Genomic DNA, 17228 nt, shown 5'->3' with positions numbered 1-17228 from the left:
CAAAAAGGCCCCCTTGGGGGGCAGCAAGCCAAAGGCGCAGCGTGGGGGCTTTTTTAGTCTTCCAGACGTTCGATCGATTGGTCCGACAGTGCCGCCAGCAGATCGGCCGGCGAGCCCTGCGACAGCATCAGGCCCGGCGTCAATTCATAGAGCGGCGCCAGGACAAACGCCCGCTGATGCAGCCGCGGGTGCGGCAGAATCAGGCGCGCCGTGTCCATCTCGATATCGCCATGCAGCAGCAGATCCAGATCAAGCGTGCGGGGTGCATTTCGATAAGGTCTCTGGCGTCCGTGCTGGCGCTCCAGCGCCTGTAGCAGATCCAGCAGCGCCAGGGGCGCCAGGGTCGTGTCCAGCGCGGCGACGGCATTGATGTAATCCGGGCCGGCAGCGTCGACGGGGGCCGTGCGATAAAAATGAGAAACTCGGCATGTCACGATACCTGGCGCGGCGCTTAGTTGATCCAGCACCGTGCGCAGCGTGGCGCGCGCGTCTCCCAGGTTGGCGCCTAAACCGATATAGGCGCGTTGCGACCTGCTCATTCCGCGTCGCGTGGCACTGCGGGGCGACGGGGCCGACGGCGGCGTTTGCGCGGGACACTGGCTTCGGCGGGGTCGCGAGGCAGATGCGCGAGCGCTTCGATCATGTCGGCGCGCGTGGCATCGTCGCCATTGGCCAAATCCATCCACCATTGAGCCAGCACGCTATCGAACTCGCCAGCGGCGGCGCGCAATTGCAGAAAATCGCACGAGGCACGGAAGCGCGGCTGTTCGATCATGCGGTAGATGGTCTTGCCCATGCGACGCTCAAAGCGCGGTTGCATGAACCAGATCTCGCGCATGTCCGACGAAAAACGTCGCTGGATAGCGAGCTTTTCCGTTTGCTCGTCCAGTACTGAATCGGCGGCTTTGGCAAGGGCGGGGACGTTATGCTCGCCTTCGGCGCGCAACTGTTTCCAGCGTAATTCCACTTGTTGCCACAGCAGCGCGGCAAACAGGAAGCTGGGGCTGATGCTCTTGCCTGCGCGTACGCGCGAGTCGGTGCGTTCCAGGGCAAGTTCGACGAAACGTTCGCCGCCGGGTTGCTCGAGCACGACGTCCAGCAATGGCAATAGGCCGTGGTGCAGGCCGTCTTCGCGCAATTGACGCAGACAGTCCATCGCGTGTCCACAGGTCAATAGTTTGAGCATTTCGTCGAACAGGCGCGACGCCGGGACGTTGTCGATCAGCGACGCCATGGTTTCGATGGGCTGGCGAGTCGCGGGATCAATCGTGCCATTGAGCTTGGCCGCAAAGCGCACCGCCCGCAACATGCGCACCGGATCTTCGCGGTAGCGCGTGGCGGGGTCGCCAATCATTCGGACTTGGCGTTTTTTCAGATCCGCCACGCCCTGGTGATAGTCGATCACCTCTTCGGTGTGCGGATCGTAGTACAGCGCGTTCATGGTGAAGTCGCGCCGAATGGCGTCTTGTTCCTGGTTGCCGAAGACGTTGTCGCGCAGGATGCGGCCGTGCTCGTCGGTCTCTTGCTCTTGCGTCGCGGGCGCGCGGAACGTCGAGGTCTCGATGATTTCCTGGCCAAACACAACGTGTACTAGCTGGAAGCGCCGTCCGATGATCCGGGCGCGGCGAAACAGCGGGCGGATTTGTTCGGGCGTGGCGTCGGTGGCCACGTCAAAGTCTTTGGGTTCCAGGCCGACGATCAGGTCGCGTACGGCGCCGCCGACGATATAACCCTGATAGCCATGCTGACGCAGGACTTCACAGACTTTGATCGCATGGCGCGAGACATTGCGGCGGTCGATGCCGTGTTTGTCGCGTGCAATGCGCTGAGGTCCCCGTATGGCGGGTGAAAATAAACGACTGACGAATTTTTTTATGGTGTCGGTGATCATTAGGACTTGGCATCTTCCATGTGTTCGAACAAGTCGAGCACTTTCCAGCCCCGTGCTTGCGCGATGTTGCGCAGCGCCGGACTGGGGTTTGCCGCTACAGGATGCGTGACGATGTCCAGTAGCGGTACGTCGTTGATCGAATCGCTATAAAAATACGATTCTGAAAAATCTGCAACGGTCAGATTGAGGGTGGCCAACCATTGGTTGACGCGGACGACTTTGCCTTCTTTGAAGCTGGGCGTGCCGTGAATGCGGCCGGTGTAGCGTCCGTTGCGATATTCGGCGTCGGTGGCAATCAACTGCGAAATGCCAAAGGCGCGTGCAATGGGCGCGGTGACAAAACTATTGGTGGCGGTGACCAGCGCACAGAGATCGCCCGCGGCCAAGTGTTGTTCGACGAGTTGTATGGCTTGCGGCGTGATGTCGGGGCGAATGACTTGCGCCATGAACTCTTCGTGCCAGACCGCGAGCTCATAGGGCGTGTGGGCGGCCAGCAGGCCCAGCATGAATTCGGCGGCTTGCTCGGCGGTCAATTGCCCCTGGTTGTAGCGATCCATCAGGTCGTTGTTGCGGCGACGGGCTTCGGCCGGGTCGCCCGCGCGTCCGGTGCGAGCGAGAAAATCGGCCCACTGGTAGTCGCTGTCCAGTGGCAACAGGGTGTGGTCCAGATCAAAGAGCGCGAGTCGTTGGGGCATCATGGTGTTTGTGGTTGGGGTCTGCCAGCATGGCACGCAGCAAGGCTACCGTGATATGCCGGCCGGTGGCCAGCGAATAGCGATCCAGCGCATCAAGCAGGGCCGCCAATTTGCGGATATCGCGTTCGCGATGCGTCAGCATCCATTGGATGACTTCGGGCGCGAGTTGCAAGCCACGCTCGGTCGCCTGCGCAGAGAGCGCGGCCAGCTTGTCTGCGTCAGATAAGGGATCCAGTCGAAAAACCAGATCCCATCCCAGGCGGGTGCGCAGGTCTTCACGCAACGGCATGGAGATCGGCGCGCGGTCGCCAGCGACGGCCAACGCGAACGCGCGGTTGGTGGCCGCACATTCGCGCCACCGATTGTACAAGGCGAACAGGCCGGCCTGCCGGGTTTCGTCCATGTTGTGCACGTCATCGACCGCGACGACGGGGGGCATGGCGGCGGCAGAGTCGGCATCGGCCAGGCTGCGCAAGGTACGCGCGTCCTGCTGGACATCGACATAGATGGCATCGGGCGTGCTGGCCAAACCCTTGAGCAGGTGGCTACGGCCGCAGCCGGCCGCTCCCCATAGGTAGAGGGCCCGACCGGGCGCCAGCGCACGCACGGCGGCCAACGCCTGGCCGTTAGCGCCGGCAATATAGTTTTGCAGCGTAGGGGCGGGTGCGGGTAGAACGTCGAGCAGGAGCTGGCGATTCATGGGTAAACATCTAGTATGGCAGGGGCGCGGAACCATCAAAAAGACGGTTTACGCGATGCTTGGCACCTTACATCGTAAAATCATGGGTACGGCACTCCCTATAAACTCTGCAATTGTCACATACCCGACGGTTTTTCTCATGACGACTCAACCTTCTGCCCCCCTGACGTACCGCGACGCTGGTGTCGATATCGATGCGGGGGACGCTCTGGTCGACCGCATCAAGCCCCTGGCGGCACGCACGATGCGCCCTGGCGTACTGGCCGGCATTGGCGGCTTCGGCGCCTTGTTTCAGGTGCCTGGGAAATACCGTGAACCGGTTCTGGTGTCCGGCACGGACGGCGTAGGGACCAAACTGCGCCTGGCTTTTGAATGGAATCGCCACGATACGGTCGGCATCGACCTAGTTGGGATGAGCGTCAACGATATTCTGGTTCAGGGCGCTGAACCGTTGTTTTTCCTGGACTATTTCGCTTGCGGCAAACTGGCTGTCGATACCGCCGCCGCCGTGGTGGGAGGCATCGCCCAGGGCTGCGAGCAGGCCGGTTGCGCGTTGATTGGCGGTGAAACCGCCGAAATGCCCGGTATGTACCCCGACGGGGAATACGATCTGGCCGGTTTTGCGGTCGGCGCGGTCGAAAAATCCGACATCATCGACGGCAAGTCCATCAAACCGGGCGACGTGGTGCTGGGCCTGGCCTCCAGCGGCGCGCACTCCAACGGTTTTTCGCTGATTCGCAAGATCATCGAGCGCGCCAACGCCAAGCCCGATGATGATTTTCACGGCCAACCGCTGGCTGACGTGGTCATGGCGCCGACGCGTATCTACGTCAAGCAGGTGCTGGCCGCGCTGGCCAAGCATGGCACCGACATCAAGGGCCTGGCCCACATCACGGGTGGCGGCTTGCTGGACAACGTACCTCGTATTCTGCAGGCCGGCCTGTCGGCCAGGCTGCATCGCGACGGCTGGGAAATGCCCAAGCTGTTCCAGTGGCTGCAGCAGCAGGGCGGTGTCGAAGACAACGAGATGTACCGGGTGTTCAACTGCGGTATCGGCATGGTGCTGGTCGTAGACGCCGCCCAGGCCGATGCGATCGCCGCGACCTTGCGCGAGCAAGGTGAAACCGTCAGCAAACTCGGTGAAATCGTCGAGCAGGCTGACGGGATGGCCCAGACCGTCGTGGTGTAACACGTTGTCGGTTCTGTAGCGCCGAGGCTGCCCTGCGTAATTCCGATGCTCGGCGCACTGCGCCTGTGCTTCGGATTACTCCGGGGTCCTCGGCTCATGTCGGTCCTGGCGCCGACGGCTACAGAGCAGAGGCTCGGCAGTTCAAATAACAGAGCCAGACGCTCACCATCAACCCGAAACCTCGCCAGCCACGGCATCGATGACTTGCCCGACGGCATCTTCGGCGAGGCAGTCCACGATGACGCGGTCCGGTTGCGCTCGCAGCCAGGTGATCTGCCGTTTGGCTAACTGGCGCGTTGCGGCAATGGCTTGTTCACGTGCTGTGTCCAGATCGGTGACGCCGTCCAGATGTGCCCACATCTGCCGATAACCGACACACCGCACCGAGGGCAGACCGGGATGCAGATCGTCGCGCGCATGCAGGCGGCGGACTTCGTCCAGCAGACCCGCATCCAGCATGGCATCAAAGCGCTGGGCAATACGCGCGTGCAGCGCCGTTCGATCAGAGGGTTCCAGACTCAGGGTGATGTAACGGTGCCCCGACACCTCGTCCCTCGCTTCCCTGTCGGTCGTTTCGACGGTCGCGGCGCGGGATCGTCGCTGCAGCAAGTTGGACATGGGCTGCCCGCTCAGGATGCAGACCTCCAGCGCGCGCTGGATTCGCTGGCTATCGTTTGGGGCCAGTCGCGCGGCCGTCACCGGGTCCCGCTCGGCAAGCTCGGCGTGCAGGGCGGGCCAGCCCTCTTGGGCCGCACGGGCTTCCAGTGTGGCGCGCAGGGCCGGATCGGCCTGTGGCAGGTCGTCCAGGCCCTCCCGCAGGGCCTTGTAATACATCATCGTGCCACCCGCCAGCAGGGGCATGCGGCCGCGTGCCCGGATCTCATCGATCAGGCGCAATGTGTCCGTGCGGAATTCGGCGGCTGAGTACGACTGGGCCGGGTCCCGGATGTCCAGCAAGTGCTGCGGAACCAGGGTCTGCTCGCGAACCGAGGGCTTCGCCGTCCCGATGTCCATGCCCCGATAAATGGTGGCGGAATCGACGTTGATGATCTCCAGGGGCCAGCGCTGCGCCAGCGCCAACGTGGCGGCGCTTTTACCGGCAGCTGTCGGGCCGGCCAGACAGAAAATGGGGGCAGGCCTCGTCATGCCGGGTTGGACGTCGGGCGTCCTGGTCGTGAAAACGGCGGCATCGCTTATTGGCCGCGCAAAAAGAGTTTGTCCAGGTCGGACACGGACCACTGCACCCAGGTGGGACGGCCATGGTTGCACTGGTCCGCGCGTTCGGTGACCTCCATCTGGCGCAACAGGGCATTCATTTCTTCGAGGGTGAGGCGCCGGTTGGCACGCACGGAGCCATGGCACGCCATGGTTGACAGCAATTCGTTGCGTTGCTCGGTGAGCAGGCCCGAGACGCCGACGGCGCCCAGGTCGCGCAGCACGGCGCGTGCCATGGTCTCGATGTCGCCCCGCGCCAGCAGGGCGGGTACGGATCGCACGGCGATCGACGTGGGCCCCGCCGGGCGCAGATCAAAGCCCAGGCCGGCCAGTTGTTCCTGGTGTTCTTCCGTGAGAGCCACGTCCTTTTCCTGGGCATGGAATACCACGGGTACCAGAAGGTCTTGGCGCGGCAGCTCGCGGGCATCCAGGGCATGTTTCAGCTGTTCGTAGACTACGCGTTCGTGCGCGGCGTGCATATCGACCAATATCAGGCCGTGGCGGTTTTGCGCCAGGATGTAGATACCATGCAATTGCGCTAGCGCCATTCCCAGCGGGTGCTCTTCGTCGGGCGGCAGTGAGGTGGCAGCGCCGGGGGCGACAGAAGGAGCCGGTTCGCGTAAGGTCGTGGCCGACGAGGCGGAGATTTCGTCCAACGGTCGGTAGTGCGCGCGCCAGTCCGCGACGGGGTTGCCGCTGGATTCGGCATGCAGACGGAACGGCACTTGCGTATGGGGGCGCGTCGCTGGGCGAGACGCTGGTTGGGGAGCAAAACGCGAGGCCGAGGTGGACGGCACCGAGGCGCCGTCGGTGCGAGGTGTCTGCCACGCGCCCGGTTGCACTTGCTCAGGAGTGCCTGCGGACGCACCGTCCTGATGAGTGGTGGGCACGCCGGGCGTAACGGGCGTCGTGGGTGCGTCGGCCGCCTCAGGGGCGGCGGAAACGGCTGACGCGCCGCCTGTCTGCGCCAAGGCCTGCCCCACGACCTGATTCACAAAGCGGTGTACGGCCCCGCTGTCACGAAAGCGGACCTCGTGCTTGGCCGGATGCACGTTGACATCGACGGCACCGGGATCGATGTCCAGATACAGTACATAGGCCGGTTGACGATCGCCATGCAGCACGTCCGCATAGGCGGCGCGCAGGGCATGGCTGACGGTGCGATCGCGGATATACCGGCCATTGACATAGAGGTATTGCCTATCTGCGCGGGCACGGGCGGCCGTGGGGCGCGTGATCATGCCCGACAGGCTGATGGCCCCCATCGACACATCGACGGGCAGGCCGTGTTCGGCGAATTCGGCGCCGAGAACATCGCGAATGCGTTGGCCCGGTGCGGCGGGCAGCCATTGGCGTTGTGCGCGGTCGTGATGGAACAGACGGAACGCAACGTCGGGATGGGCCAGCGCAATGCGTTCCATGGCATCGACGCAATGACCAAATTCGGTGGCCTCGGCACGCAGAAACTTGCGCCGCGCCGGGACGGCGTCGAACAATTGACGTACATCGACGGTGGTGCCCGGCGGTCCTGATGCGGGGGCGACCTCAAGACTGCCGCCGTCGATCTGCCAGGCGTGATCGCCCTGGCGCGTGCGAGAGATGATCGTGACTTGGGCCACCGACGCAATCGATGCCAGCGCCTCGCCCCGGAATCCCATCGACGCAACGGACTCCAGTTCGCCGAGCGAGCTGATCTTGCTGGTGGCGTGTCGTGCCAGCGCCAGAGGTAGTTCGTCGGGGGGAATACCACCGCCATCGTCCGAGACCGCGATGCGTCGAATACCGCCCCCTTCGAGTCGCACCTCAATCGCGCGCGCGCCCGCATCGATGGCGTTTTCCAGGATTTCCTTCAGCACAGAGGCCGGCCGTTCGATCACCTCGCCCGCCGCGATCTGGCTGATCAGCAAATCGGGCAGGGCAGCGATACTGCGGCGTTCGGACACGGAAGGCGTTTGGGGCAAGTCAGAGAGTTCGGGCATGTGGCGATTTTAGCGCCCGAGGGCCCATCGATGCGCGGACAGCCATGACGGCTACCCGGAATATCGGGGAATGATCGCGTGCATTTGGTCATCGATGTGGTGACGTGTTGCGCTATAGTCCAAACCGGTCAGCCTTGGAAACCCCCGGCGAGTATCCCCGCCTTATTTACTGACACGGTTATTGCATGCTCGAATTTTTTCAGATGGTGTTGCACATCGACCAGACATTGGGTATTTGGGTCGAACAGTACGGAGCCTGGGTTTACTTGGTTTTGTTCCTGATTATCTTTGCCGAAACGGGGCTGGTGGTCTTTCCCTTTTTGCCAGGCGATTCCCTATTGTTTATTGCGGGTGCGTTCGGCGCGACCGGCAGTTTGAATCCCGTTTTGCTGGGCGCGCTGCTCATCGTGGCGGCTGTGACCGGCAATACCGTGAATTATGCGATCGGTCGTTATATCGGGCCGCGCGTATTCACCATGAATGTGCGTTTCCTGGACCGTGCCGCGCTTTTGCGAACGCACGCGTTTTATGAAAAACACGGTGGTAAAACCATTGTGATGTCGCGTTTCTTGCCGATCATTCGCACGTTCGCGCCGTTTGTGGCGGGCGTGGCGGAAATGAACCTGCTGCGTTTTCAGTTGTTCAATATCGGGGGGGCGGTGCTATGGGTGGCCAGCCTGATTACCGCCGGCTATTTCTTCGGCAACATCCCGCTGGTCAAAGAGCACCTGAACACCATTGTGCTGCTGGGCCTGGCCGCGGCCATCGTGCCGCTGATCGTGGCAGGCCTGGTCAAGTTGGTGCGAGGACGACGCCAGGGCTAGTGGGGAGCTGAGCCCTGGCGTGCGTATCAACTGGCGTCGGCAATATGCGCGAGCGGCGGGTTCGCCACAAAATATTGCTGGATGCCGGTCAGCATGGCCAATGCCAGCTTTTGCTGATGGCTGCTTGAGCGCAGGAGTTGCTCTTCCTTCGGGTTACTGATAAAGGCGGTTTCAACCAGAATCGACGGAATATCCGGCGCCTTTAATACAGCAAAACCGGCCTGCTCGACTTGGCGCTTGTGCAGACGGTTGATCTTTTTGATTTCATCCAAAAAGGCCGAGCCCAGTCGTAGCGAATCATTGATCTGCGCGGTCGTGGAGAGATCCAGCAGCACCTTGGCGACCTGTCTGTTATGGCTGCCCAGGTTGACGCCGCCGATCAAATCGGCCGCGTTTTCCTTGTCGGCGAGCCAACGTGCTTGCGTGCTGGTCGCGCCGCGCTGCGATAACGCAAAGACCGACGACCCGTTGGCCGAGGGCTTGATCCAGGCATCGGCGTGGATGGAAATGAACAGATCGGCACGTACCCGACGGGCTTTTTGTACGCGGACGTGCAGCGGCACGAAGTAGTCGTCGTCGCGTGTCAGATAAGCGCGCATATTGGGCTGATCGTCGATCAACTCCTTGAGCCGGCGAGCGATGCGCAGCACGACGTCTTTTTCGCGCAACCCGCTGCCGCCAATGGCGCCGGGGTCTTCGCCGCCGTGTCCTGGGTCGAGTGCGATCGTCACCATGCGCTTGCGGCGCGATGGCGTGGAGGGAATCGAGGGTGCAGGGGCCGGCGCAGGCGAAGGCTTGGGCAGGGCGATCCTGGTGGGTGGCTCCTGGCCCTCGGCTTGTGGCGCCGGGGCCGGGATTTGAGCCGGACCCGAGCCCGAGGGGGCAGGCGTGCTGCGTGAAATGTCTTCGAGAATGCGCGCCAGCGGATCATCGACATCCGCCTGGGCGGGTCGCTCGAGTATTGCCATCAGCGGATCTCGTGCGACCTTGGGGTACAGATCCAGCACCAGCCGGTACTGGTAATCGGCCACCGGTTTCAGTGTGAACACCTGCGGCGCGACCGATTGTTTCAGGTCAAATACCAGACGTACGACGTTGGGGCGATTTTGCGCGACCCGCAAGCTGCGGATGTACGGATCGTCGTGACGGACCTTGGAAATCAGTTGGTTCAGCGCGGTGGTAGCCTGCAGTCCTTCGATATCCACCACCAGCCGGTGGGGATTTTCCAGGGTGAAATGCTCGGCTTTGAGCTCGCTGTCGAGCTCGAGCGTGACGCGCGTGTATTCATCGGCGGGCCAGGTCCGTACCGCCAGGATCGTGGCGGCTTGTGCCAGACGTGGGATAACCGGCAGGACGAGCAGGGTCGTGGCGACGCTGATCAGGCGTCGTCGGCGGGCCCCATTGGGGGACAGGGCATCTGGGTCGGAGGAGCAATCGCGTTCAACCATGTTTGTCCTCGTGCGGTAAAAGCGGTCAGGGTGACGACGCGGCCCGGGTCGGCATACACCAGGGAAAGCTGCATGTCAGGGGGGGGAAGAACCCCCTCTGCTCGCTCGGGCCATTCGATCAAGACCACTGCGTCCTCGCGCAGTAAATCCCGGAATCCCGCATCCAGCCATTCGCGCGAATCGTTAAATCTATAAAAATCAAAGTGATAGAAGTATAAGTTAGAAACTTTATAGGATTCAAGTAGCGCGTAGCTCGGACTTTTGATTCGGCCCTGTATGCCGCATTCCCGCAACAGTGCCCGGGTAAAGGCGGTTTTTCCGGCTCCCAGGTCGCCTTGCAGATGGATGCGTCCCCCTGGCGGTTGGCCCGTGGCGCCGCTGACCAGGGGCGCAAATTGTCGGGCGAGTGCATCGGTGGCGGCTTCGTCGGGCAGGGTCAGGGTCAGGCTGCACAGCGGGGCGGACATGGCGGGCATCGAGTGGTAAAACAGGTTGAACGTGTTCGGATTATAGGGAGCCAGCCCTCTGCTATGATCGAATTGATTTTTATTCTTGTTTAAGCTTCGCGTCTGGGCCGCGGTCCGGCCCACTTCTGCCAGGAATTTTGACATCATGACTACCCGCATCGAAAAAGATACGTTCGGCCCTATCGAGGTTCCTTCCGATCACTTGTGGGGTGCCCAGACACAGCGCTCGCTGCACTTTTTTGCCATTTCGACCGAGCGCATGCCCGTGCCGCTGGTGGCGGCCATGGCGAGCTTAAAGCGCGCGGCGGCCAGGGTGAACGCCGAACTGGGCGAACTCGATGCCAAGATCGCGGATGGCATCGTGCGTGCCGCTGATGAGGTGATCGCCGGCAAGTGGCCCGACGAGTTCCCGCTGTCAGTCTGGCAAACGGGGTCGGGCACGCAAAGCAATATGAATATGAACGAGGTGCTGGCTAATCGCGCCTCGGAACTGCTGGGCGGCGAGCGTGGCGAGGCCCGCCTCGTGCATCCCAACGATCACGTAAACCGCGGCCAATCATCCAACGATACTTTTCCGACGGCAATGCATGTGGCGGCGGCCGTGCAGGTCGAGACGCATCTGTTGCCGGCGCTGAAAGCGCTGCGTGCCACGTTGGCGGAAAAGAGCGCGGCGTTCTATGACATCGTCAAAATCGGCCGTACCCATTTACAGGACGCCACGCCGCTGACACTGGGACAAGAACTGTCGGGCCACGTGGCCCAACTGGACCTGGCCGAGCAACAGATTCGGGCGACCTTATCCGGGCTGCATCAGTTGGCCATCGGCGGCACCGCCGTGGGGACGGGGCTCAACGCTCACCCGGAGTTCAGCGCCAAAGTCAGCGCAGCGCTGGCGCATGATACCGGTGCTGCCTTTGTGTCGGCGCCCAACAAGTTCCAAGCCTTGGCCTCGCACGAGGCCCTGCTTTTCGCCCACGGCGCCCTGAAGGCATTGGCAGCGGGTCTGATGAAGATCGCTAACGACGTGCGCTGGCTGGCCAGCGGCCCGAGGTCGGGGTTGGGCGAGATCAGCATTCCGGAAAACGAGCCAGGCAGCTCGATTATGCCGGGCAAGGTCAATCCCACGCAGTGCGAGGCCATCACCATGTTGGCCGCCCAAGTGCTGGGCAACGACGTGGCGATCAACATTGGCGGCGCCAGCGGTAATTTTGAGTTGAACGTGTTCAAGCCGTTGGTGATTCATAACTTCCTGCAGTCGGTACGCTTGTTGGCCGACGGCATGGCCAGCTTTGATCAACATTGCGCGGCAGGCATTGAACCCAATCGCGAACGCATCGCTGAGCTGGTGGATCGCTCGTTGATGCTGGTGACCGCGCTGAATCCGCATATCGGCTACGACAAGGCCGCCCAGATCGCGAAAAAAGCGCACAAGGAAAACCTGTCGCTCAAGGACTCGGCGCTGGCGTTGGGTTTCGTGACGGAAGAACAGTTTGCACAATGGGTCGTGCCGGCAGACATGACCAACGCCAAACGCTAAGCTAGCCTTCACGCTGTTCGACCGCGGGCCTTGGCAGAGTCACGCGGTGCCTGGCCGCATGCTGCCCCGAGACAGTCAGCCACCGACGATCATCAACCACATCGGCAGGGTCACGACCGAGAACAGCGTGCCTAGCGAAATGATCAGTGCCACCATGCGACCGTCTCCGCCCATGCGCATGGCCAGTACATAGGCAGCCGAGGCCGTCGGCAAGGCCGCAAACAGCAGCAGGATGCGGGCCTCGGCATCGGCCAGGCCGAACAGGGTGGCAGCGCCGATGGCTGCCAGGGGCAGCAGCAGCAGTTTGACCGTCAATATCCAGGTGATCAGGCGGCCGTGCCCCTGGCCGCCTTGCCACGAGAGGCTGGCGCCCACGCACAGGATGCCCAGTGCCAGCGAGGCGGCGCCCAGGCGTGCCATCACCGTGTCGACAGGGCCCGGCAGTTGCAGGCCCGCCAGATTGCCGGCCAGGCCCAGCAGGGTGGCCACCAGCAAGGGGTTGCGTATCAGCTCGCGCAATAGGCCGCTGCCGCCATGGCGCGCCAGCCCATAGACGGCCGCGAGGTTCGCAAAAGGGACCGCAAAACCCACGATCAGCGCCATGGTGGTTTGACCCTGTGCGCCGCCCAGGCTGGCCGCCAAAGCCAGGCCGATATACGTATTAAAGCGATAGCCGCATTGTGCCGCCGACGCCAATGCCAAGGGTGGAGCCCGCAAAATTCGACCGCCCAGCCATGCCAGCGCCACGCCCACCGCCAGAACCGACACTGTCGACTGCAGCAACAAGAGGGCATTATCGGCACTGATGGGCGTGCGCAGAATCGATTGAAAGAGCAGCGCCGGAAACAGAATGAAGTACACCAGGCGCTCGGTGCCGGCGAAAAAATCCCGGTTAAAACCCAGTTTGTGACGCAATACCCAACCGAGGGCAACCAGCAAAAAATCAGGCAAAACCAGTAGCGCAACGGACATAAAAATCAGCGTGGGGCAGGAAAATAGGGTATTTCTAGTCTACTCGGAGAGGCCGATTTGCTGCTATTCTCCCGAAACCCGACGAAGATGCAATCTCAAAATTGCCTATACTTCGCCTAGTTTTTTGCGTTGACGGCGTTTGGCTTATCGGCTGGGCGCTGACGCCTGCACTAGTGGTTCCCGGACAGGGAGCCTCGCACATGGAGGAATCACAATAATGAAGATCAACACTCGTATCCTGGTGACGGCCATCGCGATGGCCACAGGATTGGCCGGTGCGTCGGCCGCGTTGGCGGCGGATGCCTACCCCAACAAGCCGGTTCGCGTCATTGTGCCGTTTGCCCCGGGTGGCTCGACCGACATCATCGCGCGTCTGGTGACCCAGCGCATGGCTCAAGAGCTGGGCCAGCCGTTGGTCGTGGAAAACAAAGGTGGCGCCGGTGGTGCAATCGGTGCGGCCGAAGCCGCCCGCGCCAAGCCCGATGGCTACACCTTGTCGATCGCGACTGTCTCGACGATGGCAGTGAACTCGGCTTGCCGTCCGAACGACCTGCCCTATGATCCGATCAAGGATTTCCAGCCGGTCACCAATTTTGCCAACACCGCCAACGTGGTGTCGGTGAACCCCAAGTTCCCGGCCAAGGACTTCAAGAGCTTTCTCGAAGAGCTGAAAAAGAATCCCGGCAAGTATTCGTACGGTAGTTCGGGTACGTGCGGCGTGCTGCACTTGATGGGCGAGTCCTTCAAGGACGCAACCGGCGCCGATATCGTCCACGTGCCTTACAAAGGCTCGGGTCCCGCCGTGGCGGATGCCGTCGGTGGCCAGATCGAAATCGTGTTCGACAACCTGCCCTCGTCCATGGGTCAGATTCAGGCGGGCAACCTGCGCGCCATGGCCGTGGCATGGCCCGAGCGTCTGAAGTCGCTGCCCGATGTCCCGACCTTCAAGGAAGTCGGCTTTCCGCAAGTCAACCAGCCGGTTTGGTACGGTTTGTTGGCGCCGGCCGGCACGCCGATGGAAATCGTGAACAAGCTGCGTGACGCTGCCGTGGTGGCACTGAAGGATCCCAAGGTCATTCAAGTCCTCGACCAGCAGGGTTCCGCGCCGTCTGGCAATACCCCCGAAGAGTTCGCCAAGGAAATCAAAGAGCAGAACGACTGGGCGAAAGACATCGTCAAAAAGAGCAACATCAAGCTCAACTAATCCCCGCGGCAGGGTTGACCCGTCCTGGGTTCGACCCCGTCATCGTGGAATACAAAACGCCTCATTCTTGAGGCGTTTTTTTTCGTTCAGGACGAGGTGTGATGGGATAAGTGTAGGGGTTCGTCTCAGACTGAGTTCTGCGATTTCGTTCAATGAAAAGTAGGTAGCACAAGCGGGAACCAGGCTGTTTCGAGGGGTACTTAGGGACGCGCGCATAACTCAAGCGCATCCCTCAGACTCATCTCGCCCACGTTCACATGACTACCCACGATATCGAATTACCAGACGCTACCACCCTCCTACTTAACTCCGTCACGAGTGACAATCACGATACCTGGAACGTCGTCATGCCAGGGTTGAATGTGGTGGTGGTCAAAGGGATTGACGTCACTATCAATCCCACCATGACGGGCACGGATACCAGCGCCAACAGTATCGGTGCGTTTGACGGTGCCGACGTGATCATCGGTACTGCCCAAGGGGTCTGCGCACACAAGCAGATGACCTACAAAATTGAGGGAGAATCATCACTCACCTACCGTAGCCAAGGCCTGGACGCGAAACAACTCGACCACACCGATTTCGAGTTCACGGGGGATGCCGGCGGTACGCTCAAACTCCTCTTGCCGAGTGATCCAAAGATCGATATTCCTACCATTTCCATTAGTGGACTACGTCCTGGCGACAACATGCTCGTGGAAATGAACAATCCCTACGGTGGCGCCAATATTCTGCCAAAGACCCTTTATTACGATAGGGGAGAGGGCTTGCTGAGCTTGTCATTCAATGTGAATGGTGCCAACTATGAGTTTAATGGCGCTCCGATCAAATGGGTGCGTTTCCAACTCGATGAAGATATGCCAGCGGGCTACTCTTTTAAGCCGAACGGAGATGGTTCGCTCAGCTACGCCTGCTATCTGCGCGGTACGCACATCGCCACGCCCGACGGGGAAACTAAAGTCGAGGCCCTGCAAGCCGGCGACAAGGTGTTGACCGCCGGTGGGCAAGTGGCCACCGTCAAATGGCTGGGTTATCGCAAGCTGACCGCATCGCGTATCCCCGCCCAAGACGCGCTCAAGGCGTTTCCGATCACGTTTCAAAAAGACGCCATCGCCGATAACGTGCCGCACCGGGATCTGACGATCTCGCCTTATCATCATCTGTACTTCGACGGCAAATTGATTCCGGCCATGGCGTTGGTCAACGGCCTGACCATCACGCAAGATTTTTCGCGCCAGTCGTTTGAGTATTTCCACGTTGAGCTGGATCACTTCGACATCCTGTTGGCCGAGGGCGTTGCCGCCGAGTCGTACGTGGATACGGGGAATCGTTCGATGTTTCAGAACGTCAATCCCACCTCGATGTTGGCGGACTTCGGGCCTGCCCCGGGCCGTCAATCCATCGCAGGCATGAAGATCGTCCGTAAAGGCCCCGTGGTCGAGGCCCTGCGCGAGCGTCTGCGCCAGCGCGCCGAGGCGATCGCGCCTGTGGTCCAGCCTGTGGTCCAACGCTGCGCAGCGTAAGTCGACCACGAGCCTTCACGGCTTGCATTGCGATCGTCGACATTGCTACGCAAGCGTCAATTACGCCAAGTCTGCAGCCGCGACGCTCGGTGGCGCGCGTCGCGGACATGCGTAATGGCAAGGCCTCGTCGCATATTGAACTCGACGATTGCATTCAATGAAAAGTAGGTGGAACAAGCCGGAACTAGACCGTCTTGAGGGTTACTCAGGAACGCGCGAATAACTCAGGCGCATCCTTCAGACTCATTCAGCCTATATTTCCATGATCTATAAATACAAAGTACCAGACGACACGGTCGTTGAGATTAATGCCGGCTCATGTAATCCTCACGACACCTGGAAACTCACGATGACGGGGTCGAGCCGGGTAGAGGTCAAGGGCATTGACATCAATGTTAAGCCCATCATTGATTGCCCTGACAGCTGCGCTAGCAGCATCGTTGCTATGAACGGCGCCGACGTCGTCATCGGCCCTACCATGGGTGTCCGCGCAGACACCAGCATGACGTACAGGATCGACGGAAAATCCTCGCTGACCTACGGCAACCAAGACTCGAGCGCGAGCGATTTCGACAACGTCGATTTCGAGTTCACCGGGGACACCGGCGGAACGCTCAAACTCATTTTGCCGAATGATCCGAATATTGATGCTCCTGTTGTCTACATTCGGGGTTTACGCCCTGACGACACATTTATTGCGGAAATGACCAATCCCGCCGGCGCCAACTTTCTACCGGTGGACATGGAATACGACGCGGAGGGTCTGCTGAACCTGGCATACGCCGTCGATGGCCCCCTCTATGAATTCGACGTCCCCGACGCCAGATTCGTGAAAATCTACCTGGACGAAAGTGTGACGGAAGGTGATCGGATCGCCCTGTACGACGATGGTTCGGTCGGCTACGCCTGCTATCTGCGCGGTACGCACATCGCCACGCCTGACGGGGAAACCAAAGTCGAGGCCCTGCAAGCCGGCGACAAGGTGCTGACCGCCAGCGGACAGGTGGCCACCGTCAAATGGCTGGGTTATCGCAAGCTGACTGCGTCGCGTATTCCAGCCAAGGACGCGCTCAAGGCCTTTCCAATCACGTTTCAAAAGGACGCCATCGCCGATAACGTGCCGCATCGCGATCTGACGATCTCGCCTCATCATCACCTGTACTTCGAGGGCAAACTGATTCCGGCCATGGCGTTGGTCAACGGCAAGACCATCACGCAAGATCTGTCATGCCAGTCGTTTGAGTATTTCCATGTTGAGCTGGATCACTTCGATATCCTGTTGGCCGAGGGCGTTGCCGCCGAGTCGTACGTGGATACGGGGAATCGTTCGATGTTTCAGAACGTCAACCCCACCTCGATGTTGGCGGACTTCGGGCCTGCCCCGGGCCGTCAATCCATCGCAGGCATGAAGATCGTCCGCAAGGGTCCCGTGGTTGAGGCCCTGCGCGAGCGTCTGCGCCAGCGCGCCGAGGCGATCGCGCCTGTGGTCCAGCCTGTGGTCGAGCGCCGCGCCGCGTAAGTCGACCACGAGCCTTCACGGCTCGCATTGCGCTCGTATCGCTACGCGATCGTTGACGCCGCTAC

General features: G+C 61.1%; 15 protein-coding genes. 6 read left to right on the top strand and 9 right to left on the bottom strand.

The genetic code is table 11. The features are described 5' to 3' along the window. Positions 1-53: 53 nt before the first annotated feature. From ACYVDM_RS06105 to hda, 4 genes are read right to left on the bottom strand one after another with little or no spacing between them, the layout of a single operon-like run. Positions 54-539, bottom strand: a complete 486-nt coding sequence (locus ACYVDM_RS06105; protein ID WP_415789592.1) for a 2-amino-4-hydroxy-6-hydroxymethyldihydropteridine diphosphokinase — start codon at positions 537-539, stop codon at positions 54-56. Beyond that, a complete protein-coding gene (gene pcnB / locus ACYVDM_RS06100; RefSeq protein ID WP_415789590.1) occupies positions 536-1891 on the bottom strand; it encodes a polynucleotide adenylyltransferase PcnB in 1356 nt (451 codons plus the stop codon). The genes ACYVDM_RS06105 and pcnB overlap by 4 nt, the downstream gene beginning before the upstream one ends. Next, a complete protein-coding gene (locus ACYVDM_RS06095; RefSeq protein ID WP_415789588.1) occupies positions 1891-2589 on the bottom strand; it encodes an HAD family hydrolase in 699 nt (232 codons plus the stop codon). The genes pcnB and ACYVDM_RS06095 overlap by 1 nt, the downstream gene beginning before the upstream one ends. Then, complete coding sequence (hda, locus tag ACYVDM_RS06090) at positions 2561-3286, bottom strand: DnaA regulatory inactivator Hda (RefSeq protein WP_415789586.1); 726 nt, start codon at positions 3284-3286, stop codon at positions 2561-2563. The genes ACYVDM_RS06095 and hda overlap by 29 nt, the downstream gene beginning before the upstream one ends. 139 nt (positions 3287-3425) lie before the next feature. Between hda and purM the strand changes: the two genes are divergently transcribed. After that, on the top strand, positions 3426-4475 hold the full coding sequence (gene purM, locus ACYVDM_RS06085) for a phosphoribosylformylglycinamidine cyclo-ligase (RefSeq protein ID WP_415789584.1): 1050 nt from the start codon (positions 3426-3428) through the stop codon (positions 4473-4475). A 168-nt stretch (positions 4476-4643) separates the two neighbouring features. Here the strand turns inward: purM and miaA are convergent, their stop codons facing one another. Further along, positions 4644-5621 (bottom strand): tRNA (adenosine(37)-N6)-dimethylallyltransferase MiaA, encoded by a 978-nt coding sequence (gene miaA, locus ACYVDM_RS06080; protein ID WP_415789582.1) that lies wholly within the window; start codon positions 5619-5621, stop codon positions 4644-4646. A 47-nt stretch (positions 5622-5668) separates the two neighbouring features. Continuing rightward, positions 5669-7633, bottom strand: coding sequence for a DNA mismatch repair endonuclease MutL (gene mutL, locus ACYVDM_RS06075; protein WP_415789665.1), 1965 nt, complete (start codon positions 7631-7633; stop codon positions 5669-5671). 221 nt (positions 7634-7854) lie between these two features. Between mutL and ACYVDM_RS06070 the strand changes: the two genes are divergently transcribed. Then, the gene (locus ACYVDM_RS06070) at positions 7855-8493 is read left to right on the top strand and encodes a VTT domain-containing protein (protein ID WP_415789580.1); all 639 of its coding nucleotides are present in this window, start codon (positions 7855-7857) and stop codon (positions 8491-8493) included. Positions 8494-8519: 26 nt separating this feature from the next. Here the strand turns inward: ACYVDM_RS06070 and ACYVDM_RS06065 are convergent, their stop codons facing one another. Both ACYVDM_RS06065 and tsaE read right to left on the bottom strand, forming a co-directional pair. Next, positions 8520-9941 (bottom strand): N-acetylmuramoyl-L-alanine amidase, encoded by a 1422-nt coding sequence (locus tag ACYVDM_RS06065; RefSeq protein WP_415789578.1) that lies wholly within the window; start codon positions 9939-9941, stop codon positions 8520-8522. Continuing rightward, positions 9872-10408 carry a tRNA (adenosine(37)-N6)-threonylcarbamoyltransferase complex ATPase subunit type 1 TsaE gene (gene tsaE / locus ACYVDM_RS06060; protein ID WP_415789663.1) on the bottom strand — a complete coding sequence of 179 codons (537 nt, stop codon included), beginning with the start codon at positions 10406-10408 and terminating at the stop codon, positions 9872-9874. Before tsaE ends, ACYVDM_RS06065 begins: the two co-directional genes overlap by 70 nt. A gap of 145 nt (positions 10409-10553) precedes the next feature. On the opposite strand from tsaE, the gene fumC reads away from it, so the two are divergent. Continuing rightward, complete coding sequence (gene fumC / locus ACYVDM_RS06055; protein ID WP_415789576.1) at positions 10554-11945, top strand: class II fumarate hydratase; 1392 nt, start codon at positions 10554-10556, stop codon at positions 11943-11945. A 75-nt stretch (positions 11946-12020) separates the two neighbouring features. Here the strand turns inward: fumC and ACYVDM_RS06050 are convergent, their stop codons facing one another. Continuing rightward, positions 12021-12917: an AEC family transporter gene (locus ACYVDM_RS06050; RefSeq protein ID WP_415789574.1), complete on the bottom strand. Its 897-nt coding sequence runs from the start codon at positions 12915-12917 to the stop codon at positions 12021-12023. A 217-nt stretch (positions 12918-13134) separates the two neighbouring features. Between ACYVDM_RS06050 and ACYVDM_RS06045 the strand changes: the two genes are divergently transcribed. The 3 genes from ACYVDM_RS06045 (at position 13135) to ACYVDM_RS06035 (ending at position 17163) form a co-directional block, all read left to right on the top strand. Further along, positions 13135-14121: a tripartite tricarboxylate transporter substrate binding protein BugE gene (locus tag ACYVDM_RS06045; RefSeq protein ID WP_415789572.1), complete on the top strand. Its 987-nt coding sequence runs from the start codon at positions 13135-13137 to the stop codon at positions 14119-14121. A gap of 257 nt (positions 14122-14378) precedes the next feature. Continuing rightward, entirely contained in the window at positions 14379-15644 is a 1266-nt protein-coding gene (locus ACYVDM_RS06040; protein WP_415789570.1) for a Hint domain-containing protein, read from the top strand. Between the two features lie 349 nt (positions 15645-15993). Further along, a complete protein-coding gene (locus tag ACYVDM_RS06035) occupies positions 15994-17163 on the top strand; it encodes a Hint domain-containing protein (protein ID WP_415789568.1) in 1170 nt (389 codons plus the stop codon). The last annotated feature ends 65 nt before the right edge of the window (positions 17164-17228 follow it).

The sequence above is a fragment of the Bordetella tumulicola genome (assembly GCF_054779135.1).
The sequence above is the reverse complement of the archived record's forward strand: the minus strand, read 5'-3'. Positions and strand labels throughout refer to the sequence as shown.

Excerpts from the sequence above, each read along its gene's own strand:
- ACYVDM_RS06045 (WP_415789572.1), top strand. The coding sequence starts at position 13,135 with ATGAAGATCAACACTCGTATCCTGGTGACGGCCATCGCGATGGCCACA.
- pcnB (WP_415789590.1), bottom strand. The coding sequence starts at position 1,891 with ATGATCACCGACACCATAAAAAAATTCGTCAGTCGTTTATTTTCACCC.
- ACYVDM_RS06035 (WP_415789568.1), top strand. The coding sequence starts at position 15,994 with ATGACGGGGTCGAGCCGGGTAGAGGTCAAGGGCATTGACATCAATGTT.
- hda (WP_415789586.1), bottom strand. The coding sequence starts at position 3,286 with ATGAATCGCCAGCTCCTGCTCGACGTTCTACCCGCACCCGCCCCTACG.
- ACYVDM_RS06105 (WP_415789592.1), bottom strand. The coding sequence starts at position 539 with ATGAGCAGGTCGCAACGCGCCTATATCGGTTTAGGCGCCAACCTGGGA.
- ACYVDM_RS06050 (WP_415789574.1), bottom strand. The coding sequence starts at position 12,917 with ATGTCCGTTGCGCTACTGGTTTTGCCTGATTTTTTGCTGGTTGCCCTC.
- purM (WP_415789584.1), top strand. The coding sequence starts at position 3,426 with ATGACGACTCAACCTTCTGCCCCCCTGACGTACCGCGACGCTGGTGTC.
- tsaE (WP_415789663.1), bottom strand. The coding sequence starts at position 10,408 with ATGTCCGCCCCGCTGTGCAGCCTGACCCTGACCCTGCCCGACGAAGCC.
- ACYVDM_RS06065 (WP_415789578.1), bottom strand. The coding sequence starts at position 9,941 with ATGGTTGAACGCGATTGCTCCTCCGACCCAGATGCCCTGTCCCCCAAT.
- ACYVDM_RS06095 (WP_415789588.1), bottom strand. The coding sequence starts at position 2,589 with ATGATGCCCCAACGACTCGCGCTCTTTGATCTGGACCACACCCTGTTG.
- miaA (WP_415789582.1), bottom strand. The coding sequence starts at position 5,621 with ATGACGAGGCCTGCCCCCATTTTCTGTCTGGCCGGCCCGACAGCTGCC.
- ACYVDM_RS06040 (WP_415789570.1), top strand. The coding sequence starts at position 14,379 with ATGACTACCCACGATATCGAATTACCAGACGCTACCACCCTCCTACTT.
- fumC (WP_415789576.1), top strand. The coding sequence starts at position 10,554 with ATGACTACCCGCATCGAAAAAGATACGTTCGGCCCTATCGAGGTTCCT.
- ACYVDM_RS06070 (WP_415789580.1), top strand. The coding sequence starts at position 7,855 with ATGCTCGAATTTTTTCAGATGGTGTTGCACATCGACCAGACATTGGGT.